The sequence below is a fragment of the Elusimicrobiaceae bacterium genome, assembly GCA_028700325.1.
Classification (GTDB): Bacteria; Elusimicrobiota; Elusimicrobia; order Elusimicrobiales; family Elusimicrobiaceae; genus JAQVSV01.
Genome location: JAQVSV010000054.1, coordinates 1 through 14,836, shown reverse-complemented (window position 1 = coordinate 14,836; position 14,836 = coordinate 1). Strand labels below are relative to the sequence as shown.

Sequence of the window (14,836 nt, the reverse complement as noted above, 5' to 3'; positions counted from 1 at the left end):
ACAAGCACGGTTTCCGCCCCGAACTCCTCACGCAGCCGCCATAGCAGTTCCGCCACTTCGGCGTTATCGCCGGGCCGGGTAAGCTCGACAAAACCCGCTCTGGTTATATCCACAAGCGCGGTTTTGCCCAGCACCGTCCGCCCGGGGAAAACTTCCAGCACCCTGTATTCGGCTGACGAATCGGACAAAGCCGCCTGCGACGTAGCCACCAGATCGCCCGGCTGCGCGTAAATGCGCGGCTTGGGGTTTCCGAAAAGCATGTCCCGGCTTTCGCCGTCCACACCTATGGACAGGTAACCGGTCCTCCCGCGCCCGCGCAGCCGCTCCAGCAGCAGGTTAAGCAGCGCCGTCTTGCCGGCGTTCTTTTCAGAACCGGCTATAAAAGTAATCCCGCGCGGAACCAGATCCGGTAACGAAACCATACCCGCCGCCCGCGCTCCTACTTCGCGGCGGGCGCCGCGCCGCCGGCCTTCGCAGCCTGCGCCATGTTGCCGTTGCCCGGCCGGGCTCCGCCTCGGCGGCCGCGGTTAAACCGGGGCCGGTTATTGCTGCGCCGGGGCTGGGCATTCTTCTGCGCGCCGTCGCCGGGTTGGCCCGCGGGCGCGGAAGCCGGAGCTTCCTGCCGCCCTGTCTTTGCGAATTTGCCCTGTTCGCGACGCCCGTCGTGCCGGCCGTGACTGTAATGCCGGTTGCCGCCGTACCCGTGATGGTGGTTATGATAAGAACCGCCCTCGCCCGCCAGAACCTGCCGCGCGACCGACACGGCGAACCACCCCGCTCCAAGCCCCGCCAGCGCCCCGGCCAGCACGTCGGACGGATAATGCACGCCCACATACATCCGGCTTATTCCGACCAGCGCGGCAAGCGAGTAAATCTGCCACTTGAACTCTTTAAAACTCCACGCCATCACATATGCGGTCAGAAACGCGGCCGCCGTATGGCCGGACGGGAAGGAATAGCCGCCCTGCTCCACCAGCTGACGCACCCAGTCCAGCGACTGAAACGGCCGGCCCCGCGCGAACAGTTCCTTCATGATATCCACCGCCGTCTGGCCCAGAACCAGCGCGGCGAACAGCACTATGCCGGCCACGCGGTAGCGGCGGCGCGGCACCAGCATCAGCACCAGGCCAAGCGGCACAATGAAAAACGAAGAGCCCAGCCTGGTTATCAACGGCATTACTGAATCAAGAAATCCACAGCTTAAGACAGAGTTGAAAAAGCGGAGTAATCCGCAGTCGAGTGCGTACATATCAGTTATTTATCCTCAGGTCTATCACACGTTTTATTTTGCCCGTTCGGGCTACCCGTTCTATGCCGCCGGGCGGCAGAATCTCTATAACGGGGTCTGCCATCCAGCGGCGGTCGAGGACATAAGTCAGGTCCTCGCAGTGGCTGCGTATGGCATCCAGCAGTTGGGCCGCCAGTCTGCGGCGCAGGGACCCGGACATGACGGGTTCGGCCGTCTCCGCCCTGAATGTTATCATTTCGCGCGGGCCGCTGTTGGAAATGACGGCCTGGAAATTAAAACTCAGGCCCGAAACCGCGCTGACTGCGGCGGCCATATCTCCCACGAACAGATGCGCCCCGCCCACATGAACCCGGTCGTCGCAGCGGCCGAGTATTTCAAACCGCCGGTCCCGGCTTCCGCACGGACATGGCGATTCCACCAACCGGCCCAGATCGCCCAGTCTGAACCGTATAATAGGCATATGCCGTTTGTTAAGCACCGTGGTCACAAGCTCGCCGGTCTGGCCAGGCGCCACCGGCGCGCCGGTTTCCGGATCCACAATCTCTAGATAGTGCTCGTCGGCGAACAGATGATGCATGCCGCCCGAACAATGCGGGCACTGGTACCCGATAACACCCGCATCAACCGTGGCGTAGGCCGCCGAATGAATCCTGACGCCGGGAAACACCGTCCTGAAATAAGCAGCCATCTCCGGACCCACATACTCGCCGCCGTAAAAAATATACCGGAGCGGGCTTTTCACTTTATGATCGGCCGCCGCCTCCGCCACTTTCAGCAGAAACGACGGCAATCCTATGATCGCCGTGACGTCAAACTCCGCCAGATATTTCAGGATGCTTTCCATCGGCAGCGCGCTGCCTATCGGCACGGAAACCGCGTCGGTGTACGGCAGCGCCTTTTCTACCGACAGAAAACTCGACCACAGATTGCCCGCCACAAACAGGTTGGCCGCCCGGTCGCCGGCGCCCAGTCCCGCGCGCTCCAGCGACCGGCCCATATGCATGCTGACCCGCTCGAATTCCGCTGCGTCGTAGAAAATGTATTTCGGACTGCCGGTCGAACCCCCGGAAGCGAAATAGATGCCCTTTTCTATCGGGCCGGTGAACATGGCGTAACTGTCCGGCGGAGTGTTGGCCAGAATATGCTCTTTGGTGAGAAAAGGCAGCTGGGCGAATTCCTCCAAAGTGCGGATTTCAGTTTTCAGCCCCTTGTAAAAGTCCCTGTAAAACGGACTCTTGCGCCTGGCATAAGAGATCAGCTCCGCAAACCGGTCAAGTTTCGTCTGCCCGCCCTCCACACCCGCGAAGCTGACCAGTTCCGACATCGGGAACCGCCCGTCATGCGGACTGCCGGCCGGCGATTGCAGCATTTTCCCCAGATCCGTTATCCGCGCCACGCCAAGCGGCGCGAATACCGAAGCCGCCTCTTTTTTTTCGCGGAAATTGCCCGCTATGCCCGCCGTCTGCACATAGCCGCGGTACGGCGCGATCATGCGGCCTATTTCCTCAAGCGAGCCCGCGCACTTGACGTACAGCACCCGGTTCAGCGGCGAGATTTTGAAAGCGGAATCCGTTTCGGCGATCACCGTCCACCCGTGCCGGGGAAACCCGGACCGCAGTTCCGCGCGCCCGGCCGCAGCGTCAACTTTCGCCAGTTCCCGCGCGCGCAGGGTTTCCACTTTCTCGTCATCAGACATGCGGCCCTGCGGCAGCCCGCGCTCAAGCGCGGCGAACTCCTCCGCGCACAGCTCCGTCATTGCGGCGAGCAGTTTCGCGCGTTTCGCTTTCCGCGGACAGACCAGATACAGCTCGTGCGCGCAGGCGCAGGCCGACTGATCCCACAGCCCCGCGTCCCGCACCGCCGCGCGCGCGACGGCCCGCGCGTCCAGATCCAGAGCCGACGGCATCGCCAGCCCGAAACTCACTTTCGGCCCGAACCCGGTGACCGCGACAGTTTCCGGCGCGAGCCGGCGGTAATGGTTCACCGCCTCCGCACCGCCCCAGACAAACACCGCGTCGCTGCCGGACACGGCCGCCCGCTCGATCGCCTCGCTCCCGCCTTTCCAGTTAAGCACCGCGATATTGGGAACCAGCATATTCTTTTTATCACATGCCGCCAGCGCTTTGACAAACAGCGCGGCGAAATTAGAGCCGGAACTGGAAGTCTTGACGATGTTGACGTTGCGCGTCAAAATGCCCAGCACCAGCGAGTCCACCACCCCCAGAAACACGTTGCCCGCGCCGACGTGCAGCACCACGCCCTTAGGCACGACTTTTATCACTCCGTCATAGCCGGGCCGGGCGGCGAACCCGTCCGGATCCGGCGGAACCACCAGTTCAAGCGCCAGCCGCCGCTCCAGTTCCCCGCGCGCCAGCATATGCGGAATAATGTCGAGCGTAAGCTCGGTCATCGGCTCCGAAAACGGGATTGTTTCTTTAAGATGCTCCCGCGCCGCCGCGCGCCATGCGCCGTTTTTCGCGCCGAACAGCGCGCCCGCGCGAACCAGAACGTCAATAATATAGGCCGGCGGCACCGCGGCCGCCGCCGGCGCAAGCAGACGCGCTGTCTTGAGCACCGCGGCAACCTTATCCGGAGCAAGCGCGCCGGAGAACGGTTTTCCGAAAATGCAGGACGCCGGTATTTTCATAACACTGACGCCGCGCTTATCGCGCAGCCCTTTAATTTTTTCACTCCGGCTCGGCCGGCCACGGTCATCACGCTGCCGGGCAGCCCGCACGAGCAGCTTTTTTCCACGCTGCCCCAGTCAGCCGACAAAAGCGAAACGGACGGATAGCTCGTCAGATACGGCGTCACAAACTGGAGCAGCCCTTTCTTGCCCCACGGCAACACCTTAAGCGTGCCGGGGTCGCGCGCCAGAACGCGTCCGTATACCGGCACATGAAATTTCCCGTGCGGACAGTCCATGTAAGGCACCCCGTGCTCGACCATGCCGAACATGTCGCGCACGCGCTCGGTTTTCAGGCCCAGCCCGCGGGCGAGCCGGGCGCGCATTTCCTGTTTGTCCACGGCGCGGTCCTGCCTGTCTTTCCAGCCGCCGCCGGTGAGCGCCCAGCTGGCTGGATGCAGCCTGATGCGCCGGCCCTCGCGCTTTTCAAATTCTTCGCACAGCATCATCGCATGAGCCGGAAACCCCATCAGGCGGGCGGGCCGGCCGGATTTCTCCATGCGCTTTACGGCGGCTATGCAGCCGTCCATGTTATAGCGGAAAGCGGCCGTTTCGTCATCCCACTGGAGCGCGTAATAAATTTCACCGCGTCTGGTAAGCCCGGTCAGCAGCTGGTCGGTAAACGCGGTGCCGAGACTGTCCGCCCGGGCGGGATCGAAAGTGAAGCACAGCGCGTCAGCCGTAACGCTTAAATCCGCCAGTCCGAGCGCGGCGCACACCTGCCAGGCGATCCGGCGCACCCGCAGCAGCGAAATTTTATCAAGCAGGATCCGGCTGCGCTGGCCGGTGGTGCCGCTGGAAGTAAGCTCCAGCTCCACCTTTTCCGGCGGCACGCTGGCGAGGTTCCGCTCCTTGAAAGCCGCCACATAAATAAACGGCATGGCGGCAATTGAGCGGATGCCGCACAACGTTTCCGGCGTCCAGCCAGCCGCGTTCCAGATCCCCCGGAATTCCGGGCAGTTATCATAATGCAGCCGGGCGGACTCGCGCATGGCCCGCACAAACAAACCGTCGGACTCCGGGCCGTGCGCGAACGCCGGGGTTTCGATCAGCCGGGCCGCCGCGCAGTCAAGCGGCAGCGCTTTCGGCTCCGGCGAGGCGGCCGCGCGCGTCATTTCACGCTCCGGAACGGATAATCAATATAAAGATTCTGCCAGATTTTCAGGTACTCGGTAAGAAATTCCTGATAATAGGAGGTCAGCGCAACGTTGCTGAAATCAAGCATGTCAAACGACATGGAAAAAGCCAGCCGGTCCAGCCGCTTGCGTCCGGAAAGCAGCATCATCGGAAAATACGCGCTCGGCATGAACCGCGCGTCCAGCGCCTGCCGCTGGAGCTGCGGCGAATACGCGTCAATGAGCACCTCGATATAACTCGTATTGTGTTTGCGCAGTTCCTGCGCCGCGCTGCGAAGCACAAGCGAGGCGTCGTCCACATCGGTATGCCCGCCCAGAATCATGCAGTACCTGTCCAGCGGTTCGATATGCAGGTAGATTTCGGTTTTCTGATCCAGCGAAATGAGCAGCGCGTTCGGCTCGTGAAACGGAACGTACATATTCTCGAACATTCCGTCGCTTTTGAACTTCTTATATCGCTCGGACACAAACCGCTCGGCATCCAGGAATTCAAACGGGATCAGTTCAACCCTGCCCTTGCGCTCCGCGGGCGGCAGAGCGACAACCCCGGCCGGGCCCAGCTCCACTTTCTTCTCGGCCAGCGCGCGGCAGGCGATATCGTAAAACGGGGTTATCTCCTCGATGAGCCTCACGGGCTTCTTGCGTTTTTTCCACGCGTCCGGGCTGAACCAGCATGACAGCGTGTGCGTTTCGTTCTCGTAAACCTTGTGCGCGTTGGGGAAAATCCCCAGCGGCGTGAAGCTGAGATGTTCGGTAAGGTACTGCGGAGCGGTGCTCACGGTGCGGGTGGTGCCGTAGACGATATCAATGGCGCGGGTCTTGATGAGGTTTTCCTGTATAATCTTCATCATCGTGTAGGCCAGGTTATGCTTGCGGTACAGCCGCGACACCACGGCTCCGCCGGCTTTGGCAAGCCGCTGCGCGGGATCTATTGCGAAAAACAGGCTCGCGATAATCTTGCCGTCATGCTCGCCCACCAGCCAGAAAATGTTCTCCTCGCGCAGGGCCTGCCGCGTTTTTTCGCGGTCGTAAATCGTGGAGATCGGATATTTGTTGCCGTATTCCTCGGCATACAGCACCTGAATGCGCCGCGCGTCCGGCACCCGCGCGTTGCGGATGCGGATTTCAGTGCCCAGCTCTCCCACATCAAGCAATACTTCGACATGCCTGCTATCCATAAACCAGCCCTCCGGCGCCGCAAGTGCCGGCAAAAACACGGACAAGGCGGCGCAACTGACATAATTATATATTATTATCATTAGCCCGTTCGCTGCGCGCGCTCATAAGGCGGCCGGCATTGTAATAGCACAATGATAAAGTGTACTATTGTAGACGGATGAGCAACCCGAAATTGACAGTCCTGCCGGGACTGATGTTTCTGACCCTGACGCTGTTCGTTTTGGCGGCGGATATCTGTTTTGCCGCGCCGGCAGCAGCCGCGGCCGGCGCCGAGAATGATGAAATAGCAAGCAAACTCGCGACCGACAAGTTTGTCGCGGCGAAACTGGCCGACGCTATCATCGAATCGGGGAAATCCGGCGAACTGCTCAAAACCGCCGCGTCGGACCGGTCGGATCTGAGAATGCAGGTGATCGGCTGGATCCAGTCCAATCCGTCCACCGCCGCCCGGCTGTACCGCGCCGGGCAGGACCTGCCGGACGGACAGACCGAATACGTCCTGACCGGCGCGCATCAGGTCACAAAAATCAGATCCATGCTCACGCCGGAGTTTCTCAGAATCACCAACGGTTTCATCAGCCGCGCAAAAAACGCAAAAACCCCGGAACAGCTCGCCGCGGCGGGCGACGAGCTGTTTTTAGGCCGGCACTCGTCCGGCGCAACAGGCGCCGGCGGCTCGGAATCTTCGTCGTCCGTGCCCGGAGCCGACGGGTTCCGCCGCAATCAGCAGGCGCTTGACATCCCCGCCCTCAACTGGCGCATGAACCCGGCCAGCATCAGCCGGGAAACCGCCTCCGCCGCAACGGCGCTTGAACAGCTTGAGAAAGAACTGACGCTGGACCGCGCGATCGCCGCCAAACGGCTGAGCGGCTCGGCAGCCACGCCGCAGCAGATAGCCGAAAATCTGAAAACCCGCCAGGAGGCGCTTGGCACGACCCGCGGCGGGCAGACGGTACGCCAGCAAGTGGCCGGCCTGTTCGCCGCCCGCGAAAAACAGCTGGAAACAACCATACAGGCTTTTAAAACCTTTCAGAATTATCTCGGCCAGTTCGTCAGCCGCAAACAGATAAACGCCGAGGAATCCGCCCTGCTGGAACAACTGCGGCAGGAAATGCGGCTCGGAATCGCGCGCCTGCAGATAACAACCCACATCGCCCACCTTCAACGCGATAACGCCGAAACCGTTCTGCTTACCCCCGCTTTGCTGCGAACCGCCGGACTGCCTGAGCAAACCGCGCAGGCCTACAGCGCGGCCGGACCGGGGCTGACCGCGGAATCAAACAGGCTGCTTGAGGAATATGCCCTGATACTGAAGCTGGCGGACGCGGGCAAACTGCCTCTGCCGCAACTGTACAGCCGGGTTTACGCGCTTTCCGCGTCCGAAGCGGCTTGGCGGACCAAATGGCTGATTTTCGTTTCCTTGCCCGACATGGCGCGCACCGCCGCAAAACTCCGGCCCCAGCCCAAATTCGACAGTCTGGCGCAGAAACTGTTTTCAAAGCAGTATCCTGCATCCCCCTACATGGTTATGCAGAACAATCTGGCCACCTACCGCAAAGCCGTAACCGCCGCGATCGCCGCGGTGGAACGGGGCGATTTCAATTACGCGCTCAGCCTGTTTGCGGCGGCGGAAGGCGGCACGCCGGCCGACGGGCTCAACTCGGTCGCCAGGCAGATCGCCTGCTCGCGCGATTTCATCAACCGCACCCGCGACCGGGCGGAACTGTTTCAGGCCGCGTTTTTCGAAGGCCCGTTTTTCCGGCCGGCCGCGCCGCTGTTCCGGCGCGGGCTGGGCCTGATAAGCCGCGCCGCAGCTTCGCTGTCCGGACTATAACATCTCTGGAGATATCTTCTCATGGAAATCAAAGTTTTTTTCATCGGCGTGATAATGGGGACTTACGCGTATTTCGCCGGAAAACTCATAAAAGGAAAGGAATATAGGAACCAGACCAAATGCGCCGTATGGCACGGCCTGTTCTGGGCCTGCGCGGCTGGCATAATCTTTCTTATGCTGACCGTGAATTTCGACAACGGGCAGACCTCCGGGATATGGCATTTCGTTAACCGGTTCAAGCTGGTTTTATGGCCTGCGCTCACGCTGTCCGCATGGACAATCGGGTTCTTCAGTGTGCGCCGGCGCGACGAAAAACGCATCGAGAAAGCGCTTAAAAACGATCTGGAATGGGCCGAGACGATTTATCCGGTCATGATCATCGGCGGAATCTTCATGTACTTCCTGTTCCAGGGGTTCAGGATTCCGTCCGGCTCGATGAAAAACACGCTTCTGATCGGCGATCACCTTTTTGTGAACAAGTTCATTTACGGCACCAGAGTGCCGTTCACGGAGAACAGGATCCTGAAACTACGCGCCGTAAGCCGGGGCGATGTGATCGTGTTCAAATTCCCGAGCAAAAGCCCGGCCGAATCATACTGCGGCAGCTCCCAGTACGGGCGCGATTTCATCAAACGGGTGATCGGGCTGCCGGGCGAAACCGTCGAGCTGCGCAACGGGCGCGTTTTTATCAACGGCACGGAACTGGCCGAAACCTACACCCGGTTCGTTGACACCGAACGCATTCCCTTCTCGTCCGCCAATCTGCCGTATGAAAGTTTCTCCGCCGTCTGGGCCGGCCGCCAGCTCGGCAATATTTACGGCGAGGCGATACGCGACAATTTCGGCCCCGTAATAGTCCCGTCCGGCACCTATTTCGCCATGGGCGACAATCGCGACCGCTCCTGCGATTCCCGGTTCTGGGGCCCCGTGCCGGAAGAAAACATCAAGGGGAAAGCCTCCAGCATTTTCTGGCCGCCAACCAGAATCGGCAGTCTGGACGTTTCCGCTTCAAAAGTATCAAAAGAAACTCCCGACTGAACCGGTCTCGCAAGCGCGGTAAAATTCCATGCCGCGCCTGCCGGCAAACGCCGGAACGTGACGCCCACCCAACAAAAAGCCCCCCTTTGCAGGGGGGCTTGCAAGTTGGTTTGTCCGTATGGAAAACCCGCTAGGGTTTGATATAAACCCCGGGGCCCATTGTGGAAGAGAGGCTTACGCTCTTGAGATAAGTGCCCTTCGATGAAGACGGTTTGCAGCGGGTCACTTCCTCGATAACAGCCTGCGCGTTCTCGACGAGTTTCGGCTCCGCGAAAGACGCCCGGCCCACCGGCACATGCACAATGCCGAAATCGTCCGCCTTGAATTCCACGCGGCCCGCTTTCAGTTCCTTGATGGTGCGGGCCACTTCGAAAGTGACGGTTCCGCTCTTGGGGTTGGGCATCATGCCGCGGGGGCCCAGCACTTTGGCCACCTTGGCAAGGTCTTTCATGATGTCGGGCGTGGCAACCAGCACGTCGAAATCAAATTTGCCTTCCTTGATTTCGTCAATAAGGTCATTTTCGCCCACTCTGTCCGCACCGGCGTCCCTGGCTTCGATCAGCTTCTCGTTTTTGGCGATCACGGCAACCCGTTTTGTTTTGCCGGTGCCGTTGGGCAGCACGATCGTGCTGCGAACCTGCTGGTCGGCCTGCTTGGTGTCAATGCCGAGCCGCAGATGCAGCTCGACGGTTTCGTCAAACTTGGCCGTGGCGTTCTTTTTCACGATCGCCACCGCTTCGTTAACGGTATAAAGCTGAACCTTGTCGTACGATTTATTCGCAGCGTTGATTCTTTTTCCCATGTAGTTCTCCTGAGGTCATTCGGGTTCTTCAACCCTCCCTCGATTTTTAATCAGTCCAGCGTGTCAACGCCCATGCTCCGGGCGGTGCCGCGCACCATCATCGCCGCCTGCTCCAGATCCCTGGTGTTAAGATCGGACAGTTTCAGCTTCGCGACTTCTTCAATCTGCGCTTTGGTCATCCGGCCCACTTTCGACTTGTTGGGCTCGGCCGACCCTTTCGCCAGACCCATAACCTTTTTGATCAGCGACGACATCGGCGGCTGCTTGGTTATGAACGTGAAGCTCCGGTCTTCCATCACCGTGATGATGACGGGGATCTTGATCCCCTTTTCCAGTTTCGCCGTTTTGGCGTTGAACTGTTTGCAGAATTCCATAATGTTGACGCCGTGCTGTCCCAGCGCCGGCCCTACGGGCGGCGCGGGATTCGCCGCGCCCGCGGGAATCTGCAGTTTGATCAATGTTTTGATTGCCTTGCCTTTAGGTGCTGCCATTTTGCTCTCTCCTATATTTTCTCTACCTGAAGATAGTCAAGCTCCACGGGAGTGGGCCGGTCGAACACGGTGACCATTACTTTCAGCTTGGCCTTGGGCTCGTTGATTTCCTCAACAACGCCTATAAAGTGTTTGAACGGTCCTTCGATAACGCGGACGTTTTCGCCCTTGTCAAACCGGACGGCCGGCTTGGGCCTGTCCTGCGAAGACTCCTGCGTCAGTTCGATAATCCCTGCTATTTCCTCTTCCGGCAGAGCCACGGGCCTGGGATCGCCCAGAAAACCCGTCACCCCGGTCACATTGCGGACAAACCAGTATGACTCGCTGTTGAGTATCATTTCAATCAGCACGTAGCCGGGGAAAAATTTGCGTTTCTTGTACAGCTTCTTGTTGGACTTGACTTCCACCACGTCTTCGGTGGGAATAAGCACCTGGAAAATCCGGTCGTCATAGCCCTGCTGCTCGGCGCGCTGGGTGATGATGCGCCTGACCTTGTCCTCATAACCCGTCTGGGTATGCACTATGTACCAGCCGCGTTCTTCCATGTTAGCGACCTCCAAGCACTGCGCTGAGAATGCGCGAAAGCCCGAAATCAACCGCGCTGATGTAGATAGAGAAAAACAGCACTATCATAAACACGAATATCGTGGACTGAAACACCTGTTTGCGGTTCAGCCAGGTCGCTTTTGAAAGCTCGCTGTATGCTTCTTTTACAAACTGTATTGCCTTGTTCATAGTTTAGCCGTCCTGTGTTCTTTCCTCTCACCACGCGCCGGGGGACAGGGAAAAACAGGCATAGCCTTCTGGCCTGCCTTGCGGATACTGGCGGGAGTGGAAGGACTCGAACCTTCAGTCCCGGTTTTGGAGACCGGTGGTTTACCAGTTAACCGACACTCCCGTGTTTCCATCTTCCAAAGCCTCTCTTAAGGTTTGCAAACCTCTGCCCGGGTTGAAACCGGGCAGAGGTCTAGCAGGATTACAGAAGATCAGGCTTTTGCTTCTTTGTGCTTTGTGCTTTTTCCGCAGGCCTTGCAGAACTTGTTGAGCGCAAGCTTGAAATCTTTTTTCTTGCCGCGCGCAATATAATAGTTCTTGTTCTTGCAGACTTCGCAAACCAAAGCCAGTGTTATTCGCTCGTTTGCCATTTAGTCCTCTCAGTGTCCCAAAAGGACTACTCGAGAATTTTCGTGACTACGCCCGCGCCTACGGTGTGTCCGCCTTCGCGGATAGCGAACCGGAGGTTCTCTTCCATGGCGATCGGGGTAATCAGCTCCACTTGCATCGAAGTGTTGTCGCCGGGCATGATCATCTCGACACCTTCGCCGAGGAAAATCGAACCGGTAACGTCGGTGGTTCTGAAGTAGAACTGGGGCCGGTATCCTTTGAAAAACGGTGTGTGGCGCCCGCCTTCCTCTTTCTTAAGGATATAGACCTGCGACATGAATTTCTTGTGCGGGGTGATGGATTTGGGAGCAGCCAGCACCTGGCCTCTTTCAATCTGGTCTTTATCAATGCCGCGCAGCAGCACGCCCACGTTGTCGCCGGCGATGGCCTCGTCAAGCAGTTTGCGGAACATTTCCAGACCGGTCGCCACGGTGTTCTTGGTATCGCTGAAACCCACGATCTCAAGCGTGTCGCCCACATGCACGGTTCCCCTTTCGATTCTGCCGGTGGCCACGGTTCCGCGCCCGGTGATGCTGAACACGTCTTCCACGGCCATAAGGAACGGCTTGTCGGTTTCGCGTTTCGGCTCGGGAATGTTGTTATCCAGCGCCTCAAGAAGCTTTTTGATCGCGCCTTCGCCGATATCGGAGGGGTCGCCTTCGATGGCCTTAAGCGCGCTGCCGCGGATGACGGGCGTATTGTCGCCGTCAAACTCATATTTCGTGAGCAGTTCGCGGATATCCATTTCCACCAGATCAAGCAGTTCGGGATCGTCCACGATGTCCACCTTATTAAGGAAAACAACGAGGTTCGGAACGTTTACCTGGTGGGCGAGCAGCACATGCTCGCGGGTCTGCGGCATCGGGCCGTCAGCGGCGCTGACGACGAGGATCGCGCCGTCCATCTGCGCCGCGCCGGTGATCATGTTCTTGATGTAATCGGCGTGTCCCGGGCAGTCAATATGCGCGTAGTGCCGTTTATCGGTTTCGTATTCAACGTGCGAAACGGAAACGGTAAGAATTTTAGATGCGTCGCGAACAACGCCGCCCTTGGCGATTTCCGCGTATTCCATCGCTTTGGACTTGCCTTCTTTCGCAAGCACTTTCGTCAGGGCCTGGGTAAGACTGGTCTTACCATGGTCCACGTGACCAATTGTTCCCACGTTAACGTGAGGTTTGGTTCTGGAGAACTTCTCTTTTGCCATAGCACTTCCTCCGATTATCCTGCTGTTTTCTATCTTCTGTAAACCAAAAGCTGGGGATGGGAATCGAACCCACGACCTTCTCCTTACCATGGAGATGCTCTACCAGCTGAGCTACCCCAGCATTAACCAGTCCGTTATGCGCGGCCTGCGCCGGCGCGGGGACGGAATACCCCGTAAATTCCTGGAGCGGGCGATGGGAATCGAACCCACGTAACAAGCTTGGAAGGCTTGTGTTCTACCATTGAACTACGCCCGCGGCGCGGACAATATCTCTCGGTAGAAGCTATTATAGCAAAAATACCGCCGGTTAGGAAGCGCGGCCGGTCAAGCTGAATCCGCCGCACGGCCGCCGTTGCCCGGTCATGCGCGAAGCGCTTCAGACACAAACGCCTGTTGCACGCGAAAAAAACAGGCGCGGGTGGGAATCGAACCCACGCAGTAGAAGTTTTGCAGACTTCCGCCTTTCCACTTGGCCACCGCGCCGTTTGCTACCTGTAAGATATTCTACCAAATCGCAAAGCGTTTTGCCACGCGCCGTACGGCCGTTTACCGGAAACCGTTCCGCGGGCCTGATCTGCCGGCACTATTAACGGCGCCGATTTTATATAATATCGGCGTATGAAACTTTTGCGCTTTCCGGTTCTCTCAATCGCCGCGCTGTGCTGCGGCTGCATGTCATTTCACACCGCGCCGGTAGTAACCCGCGGACAAATGCGGACCGCACAGGAATGTGCCGGGCAAAACCGCAAATTCAGGGAAATCACCGTCGAGTGGAAACAGCGGATTTTTAAAACCGCGTCACAGAACACCGCGCTGACACCCGAAGAAAAAAAACTGCCGCCCGTGCCCGTAAGCCCCAAAGACCGGCAGTGGCTGCTGGAAACGGTTGAAAAGAAATTCGCCGCGGCCGGACTGTATGACCGGGAAACCGGAACCGACGAACTGCACATCGTCGCGATCTCGTACAACCGCTGGGATTACAGCTCGCTGTCAACTGGCTTTTTAATAGATACCGGCTGGATGTTTATTCTGCCCGCGTCAATCCCCACTGTCCATTATATGCATTTCGCGATGAAACACGACGGCAAAATATCCGAGTTCACCAAATCCGCCAAAGTCAAAACCTGCTTTCACCTGCTGCTGTTGCCGCTGTATCCGTTCATGCCGCCGGGCAGAAGCGAATCGTCCGCGCTCAAGGCGATCACGGATTCCGCCGCGCTGACAATCCTTACCGAAACGCCCGACCGGAAAGAATGTTTTTCCAAACGGTTCCGGCCGCCTCAAACCGAAATAACCGAAGTCGAACCCAAACCGGCCGCCCTGCCGGAACCTGAAGAATCCGCGCCCGACAGCGAAACCGGCACGACATCCGAAACCGAACCCGCGCCGGCCCAGTCCGACACCCAGCAGCCCTCAGCCGACGCGGACGGCGAATACGGCGTACAGGTGATGCCGGAATGACGCTCCTCCGGCTGCGCCATTGGCCTGCCGGTTGTTATTACGCTAGCCGGGGGGGTCTTTTGATCCAGACTTCGCTTGCGCAGGATTGCACACCCCATCCCCATGCTTGAGCCATGCCATGCCGGCAATCATTATGCCGTGCCGGCCAGCGCCGGGTTTTTGTGTGTGGAATTTATAAATTTCCACCAATCCTGAAATGTCATTAAATCATTCCTCGGACGGTATTATGCATAATCTTGTCCATTAAGCCAAATTTTCAGCCGATGAAAGAAAAACGCGCACGAAAACGAAAGTTTCCGCGCGCGTTTTTCATAAACAGGTTTCCGAAGCGATTATTTGCCGTCGGGCTGAAGCCCGGCTTTGCCGGCATCCGTGTCCGGAGCGGCCTTTTCCGGAACCGGAGACTGCAGTTTCTCAAGCGCCTGCTTTGCCGTATCGGCATACGGCGAAGCGGGATAATCGGACAGGAACTTTTTAAGTTCCGCGCCGCCGTCCGCCGTTTTGCCCGCGACAATTTTTTCAAACGCCGAAGTCATTGCCTTGCGCTCTTTTTCGGCCTGGGCGGCTGTCTTCTCGTCATCGCCGCCTTTCC

At 58.6% G+C, this 14,836-nt stretch carries 16 protein-coding genes and 4 tRNA genes; 4 read left to right on the top strand and 16 right to left on the bottom strand.

Annotation, left to right across the window (positions count from 1 at the left end):
• From PHW69_07505 to PHW69_07485, 5 genes are all read right to left on the bottom strand, one after another.
• Positions 1 to 422, bottom strand: a 422-nt coding sequence (locus PHW69_07505; protein ID MDD4005030.1) for a hypothetical protein, incomplete at its 3' end; no start/stop codon positions are given.
• Between the two features lie 17 nt (positions 423 to 439).
• Positions 440 to 1,177, bottom strand: a complete 738-nt coding sequence (locus PHW69_07500) for a phosphatase PAP2 family protein (protein ID MDD4005029.1) — start codon at positions 1,175 to 1,177, stop codon at positions 440 to 442.
• Between the two features lie 73 nt (positions 1,178 to 1,250).
• Complete coding sequence (locus PHW69_07495) at positions 1,251 to 3,896, bottom strand: acyl-CoA reductase (GenBank protein ID MDD4005028.1); 2,646 nt, start codon at positions 3,894 to 3,896, stop codon at positions 1,251 to 1,253.
• Positions 3,893 to 5,050 (bottom strand): hypothetical protein, encoded by a 1,158-nt coding sequence (locus PHW69_07490; GenBank protein MDD4005027.1) that lies wholly within the window; start codon positions 5,048 to 5,050, stop codon positions 3,893 to 3,895. Before PHW69_07490 ends, PHW69_07495 begins: the two co-directional genes overlap by 4 nt.
• Positions 5,047 to 6,249, bottom strand: coding sequence for a hypothetical protein (locus PHW69_07485; protein ID MDD4005026.1), 1,203 nt, complete (start codon positions 6,247 to 6,249; stop codon positions 5,047 to 5,049). Before PHW69_07485 ends, PHW69_07490 begins: the two co-directional genes overlap by 4 nt.
• Positions 6,250 to 6,407: 158 nt before the next feature.
• Between PHW69_07485 and PHW69_07480 the strand changes: the two genes are divergently transcribed.
• Complete coding sequence (locus tag PHW69_07480; GenBank protein MDD4005025.1) at positions 6,408 to 8,084, top strand: hypothetical protein; 1,677 nt, start codon at positions 6,408 to 6,410, stop codon at positions 8,082 to 8,084.
• Between the two features lie 21 nt (positions 8,085 to 8,105).
• Positions 8,106 to 9,122 carry a signal peptidase I gene (gene lepB / locus PHW69_07475; protein MDD4005024.1) on the top strand — a complete coding sequence of 339 codons (1,017 nt, stop codon included), beginning with the start codon at positions 8,106 to 8,108 and terminating at the stop codon, positions 9,120 to 9,122.
• A gap of 130 nt (positions 9,123 to 9,252) precedes the next feature.
• Here the strand turns inward: lepB and rplA are convergent, their stop codons facing one another.
• The 8 genes from rplA to PHW69_07435 all read right to left on the bottom strand — a co-directional run bounded on the left by rplA (position 9,253) and on the right by PHW69_07435 (position 12,904).
• The gene (gene rplA / locus PHW69_07470) at positions 9,253 to 9,924 is read right to left on the bottom strand and encodes a 50S ribosomal protein L1 (protein MDD4005023.1); all 672 of its coding nucleotides are present in this window, start codon (positions 9,922 to 9,924) and stop codon (positions 9,253 to 9,255) included.
• Between the two features lie 50 nt (positions 9,925 to 9,974).
• The gene (rplK, locus tag PHW69_07465) at positions 9,975 to 10,415 is read right to left on the bottom strand and encodes a 50S ribosomal protein L11 (GenBank protein MDD4005022.1); all 441 of its coding nucleotides are present in this window, start codon (positions 10,413 to 10,415) and stop codon (positions 9,975 to 9,977) included.
• Positions 10,416 to 10,426: 11 nt separating this feature from the next.
• Positions 10,427 to 10,960, bottom strand: a complete 534-nt coding sequence (gene nusG, locus PHW69_07460) for a transcription termination/antitermination protein NusG (GenBank protein ID MDD4005021.1) — start codon at positions 10,958 to 10,960, stop codon at positions 10,427 to 10,429.
• A 1-nt stretch (position 10,961) separates the two neighbouring features.
• Positions 10,962 to 11,150, bottom strand: coding sequence for a preprotein translocase subunit SecE (secE, locus tag PHW69_07455; GenBank protein ID MDD4005020.1), 189 nt, complete (start codon positions 11,148 to 11,150; stop codon positions 10,962 to 10,964).
• Positions 11,151 to 11,238: 88 nt separating this feature from the next.
• A tRNA-Trp gene (locus PHW69_07450) sits at positions 11,239 to 11,313 on the bottom strand.
• Positions 11,314 to 11,401: 88 nt separating this feature from the next.
• Positions 11,402 to 11,560, bottom strand: a complete 159-nt coding sequence (rpmG, locus tag PHW69_07445) for a 50S ribosomal protein L33 (GenBank protein MDD4005019.1) — start codon at positions 11,558 to 11,560, stop codon at positions 11,402 to 11,404.
• A 26-nt stretch (positions 11,561 to 11,586) separates the two neighbouring features.
• Positions 11,587 to 12,783, bottom strand: a complete 1,197-nt coding sequence (gene tuf, locus PHW69_07440) for an elongation factor Tu (protein ID MDD4005018.1) — start codon at positions 12,781 to 12,783, stop codon at positions 11,587 to 11,589.
• Between the two features lie 48 nt (positions 12,784 to 12,831).
• Positions 12,832 to 12,904 (bottom strand) — tRNA-Thr (locus tag PHW69_07435).
• On the opposite strand from PHW69_07435, the gene PHW69_07430 reads away from it, so the two are divergent.
• Complete coding sequence (locus tag PHW69_07430; GenBank protein MDD4005017.1) at positions 12,872 to 12,997, top strand: hypothetical protein; 126 nt, start codon at positions 12,872 to 12,874, stop codon at positions 12,995 to 12,997. The genes PHW69_07435 and PHW69_07430 overlap by 33 nt on opposite strands.
• On the opposite strand, the gene PHW69_07425 is transcribed toward PHW69_07430, so the two are convergent.
• Both PHW69_07425 and PHW69_07420 read right to left on the bottom strand, forming a co-directional pair.
• Positions 12,966 to 13,039 (bottom strand) — tRNA-Gly (locus PHW69_07425). The two genes, PHW69_07430 and PHW69_07425, sit on opposite strands and share 32 nt — an antisense overlap.
• Before the next feature lie 154 nt (positions 13,040 to 13,193).
• Positions 13,194 to 13,266: transfer RNA gene (locus PHW69_07420), tRNA-Cys, on the bottom strand.
• Positions 13,267 to 13,401: 135 nt separating this feature from the next.
• Between PHW69_07420 and PHW69_07415 the strand changes: the two genes are divergently transcribed.
• Complete coding sequence (locus PHW69_07415) at positions 13,402 to 14,244, top strand: hypothetical protein (protein ID MDD4005016.1); 843 nt, start codon at positions 13,402 to 13,404, stop codon at positions 14,242 to 14,244.
• A gap of 332 nt (positions 14,245 to 14,576) precedes the next feature.
• Here PHW69_07415 and PHW69_07410 read toward each other — a convergent pair.
• The coding region (locus PHW69_07410) for a hypothetical protein (GenBank protein MDD4005015.1) at positions 14,577 to 14,836 on the bottom strand (260 nt) is incomplete at its 5' end.